The organism is Burkholderia lata (assembly GCF_902499025.1).
GTDB classification, from domain to species: Bacteria; Pseudomonadota; Gammaproteobacteria; order Burkholderiales; family Burkholderiaceae; genus Burkholderia; species Burkholderia lata_C.
In genome coordinates, this window is sequence record NZ_CABVPW010000100.1 from 1 (window position 1) to 2,643 (window position 2,643).

Annotated in this window: 3 protein-coding genes; all 3 read right to left on the bottom strand. The window is 71.8% G+C overall.

The genetic code is table 11. The features are described 5' to 3' along the window. Positions 1-1,505, bottom strand: a 1,505-nt coding sequence (locus BDI24065_RS40765; RefSeq protein ID WP_175035928.1) for a DUF802 domain-containing protein, incomplete at its 3' end; no start/stop codon positions are given. 10 nt (positions 1,506-1,515) lie between these two features. After that, entirely contained in the window at positions 1,516-2,289 is a 774-nt protein-coding gene (locus tag BDI24065_RS40770; RefSeq protein WP_175035929.1) for a DUF3348 domain-containing protein, read from the bottom strand. Between the two features lie 11 nt (positions 2,290-2,300). Next, on the bottom strand, positions 2,301-2,643 hold a 343-nt coding region (locus tag BDI24065_RS40775), incomplete at its 5' end, for a hypothetical protein (protein ID WP_175035930.1).

The window sequence follows — 2,643 nt, forward strand, 5'->3', positions numbered from 1 at the left end:
TGTTCGAACGTCGATGCCTGCGTGGTGAGATCGCGCGTCGTTTGCGCCAGTGCGTCGCAGATTTCCTGCTGACGGCCGGCGCTGTGTACACCTGCGCGCTGCCATTCGTCGCCGAGCTTCGCCGCCATCGCGGCCAGCGAATCGTTCCATGCGGCGACGCGCTGTTCGTCGCGCGCCGCCAGGTCGGTCTGCAGCCCCGCGTGCGACTCGCGCATCGCGGCGAGCGTCGCGCCCGAATGGCGTTCGAACGTCGCGGCGGCGTCGCCCAGCGCACGCGCATGCTGGCCGGCCAGCGTCTCGCCGACCTGCTCCTGGCGCGACAGCGCATCGCGCCATGCGTCCGACAGGCGGCTTTCAGTCGATTCGAGGCGCGTCGCCACGCCGTCGAGCAGATCCGTCGAACGCTGCGTGAAGGTGTCGGTGAACTGGCCGAGCGTCGTCTGCAACTGCTGCGCGACGGCATCGCCCGCGCGTCGCTGTTCGTCGAGCGCGCGGTTCCAGACGGCCGTCACGTTGCCGGTGGTCTTCTCGAAGCCTTCCGTCAACCCGTCGAGCTGACGCTGCACGGCGCCCGTCACGGTATCGCGCAGCGCGGCCATCTCCTGCGCGAGCCCCGTCATCGTCGCGGCGACGACCGGCTGCAGCGCGGCACCGGCCACGCGCGCGCTTTCGGCGGCGCTTTCCTTCAGCGCGTCGCCGACATTCGACGCGAGGCCCGCATACGCGCGCTCGGTCCGGTCGAAAAACGCCTGCTGGCTGTCGATCTGGCGATCGTGCAACGCGACGCTGCGCGCCTCGAGCGTCGTCATCATCGTCTGCAGGCGGTCGACCAGCGCCGGCATCACGTCGGCCTGGCGCTGCAGCAGCTGGAACGATTCGTCGCGCTGGTGCGCGGACGAATGCACGCGCAACGTCGTCGCGATCTTCGCGTCGAGCTGCTGGGCCGCGTCGATCCGCTCGCGGCGCACGAGCGCGGACAGCAGCCCGAGCATCGCGGACGTCGCGACGCCGGCGATCGACGTGCCGAACGCGAACCCGAGGCCCTTCACCGGCGCGATCAGCGACGCGCGAATCGCGTCGAGATCGGTCGCGCTTTCGAGCGCGGCGCCCGTGCCCTTCAGCGTGACGACCATCCCGAGCAGCGTGCCGAGCATGCCGAGCAACACGAGCAGGCCGACGAGGTAAGGCGTGAGCGACGGGCCCGGCAGCGCGACGCGCGCGCCCTCGACCCGCGCCCGCACGGCGCCGCGCAGCCCCGGATGCAGCGTGTCGAGCCACGTGTCGAGCTTCGCGGGCGGCTCGGTGAGGCCAGCGACCGCGTGCGACAGCGTGGCGGTGGCCTGCCGGTAGCGCAGCAGCTCCCATGCGCCGGCGACATAGCACGCGGCGATCAGCAGCGTGACGGCCGACGCCAGCGGGTTCGACGCGACATAGCCGACGCCGATCCAGCCCACAGCGAGCAGACCGGCGACGAAGACAACGAGATCAAGGCGAATTCTGGACATAGCGTGTTGATTAGCTGGTGCGAAGGGCCGCGAGCAGCCCGTCTACCGTTTGAAACCGGACTTCGAGTTCGGCAAGCAGGATGCTTTGCATCTCGTCGCGAAACGTATCGAGCCATGCGCCGGGCACGACCGCCGCGACGGCCGTGCGGTCGGCCACCACCGCGCCGTCATCGGCCGGGTCGGCCGTGGCTGCGGCCGCGGATTCGGCATCGGCCAGCGCCTGCCGTTCCGCGTCGCGCAGCCGCCCGAAACGGGTGCCGAGCAGCGCGGGGATGGCCGACAGCAGGCTGCGCTCGCGCGCGCCGAGCACGCGCTCCATGATCGCGTCGAGCGTCGCGAGCCGCGCCATCCCGGACGAGCGTGCGGCGACCGCGACCCGCAGGCGGCCGCGCAACTGGCCGATCGCCGTTTCCATGTCCTGCTGCAGGGACAGATAACGCTGGCGAAAGTCGGCGAAATCGGCCGTGTCGGCGGCCGGCGGCGGCGGATCGCCGGGCCGGCGCCGCGCACGCGGCCGGTTGGTGGCCGTGATCGCCTGCGCGAGCTCGTGGCGCACGCGCGCGCAGTCGCGCTCCGCGTCGTAGCCGCGCACGCCGGCCGCGACGCCGGGCGGGCTCGCGTTCAGCGCGGACGACAGCGTGATCGCGTCGGTCCAGCCGAGCCACTGGCTCAGCCGGTCGGACAGCGTCTGCGGGGATTCCGCGACGTCGGCATCGGCCAGGCGCGCGAGCAGCCGGACGAGCGCCGGGCCGCTCAGCGCCGGGCGCGGAGGTGCTTGCACCATGCTGCAAACCGTCAAAAAAGGCAGCAGTTTACACGTCGCCGGGAGGTCGGCCGCCAGAATCGGGGAAGCGGCGCCGTTCGGCACGGCGCGCGGCACACGCGAAGGCCCGCCGCGCAAGGCTTGGCGGCCGGCTGAAGGGCTGCGGCGACGGTCCTGCCACGCCCCTGCCCCTGCCCCTGCTCCTGCCCCTGCCCCTGCTCCTGCCCCTGCTCCTGCTCCTGCTCCTGCTCCTGCTCCTGCTCCTGCTCCTGCTCCTGCTCCTGCTCCTGCTCCTGCTCCTGCTCCTGCTCCTGCTCCTGCTCCTGCTCCTGCTCCTGCTCCTGCTCCTGCTCCTGCTCCTGCTCCTGCTCCTGC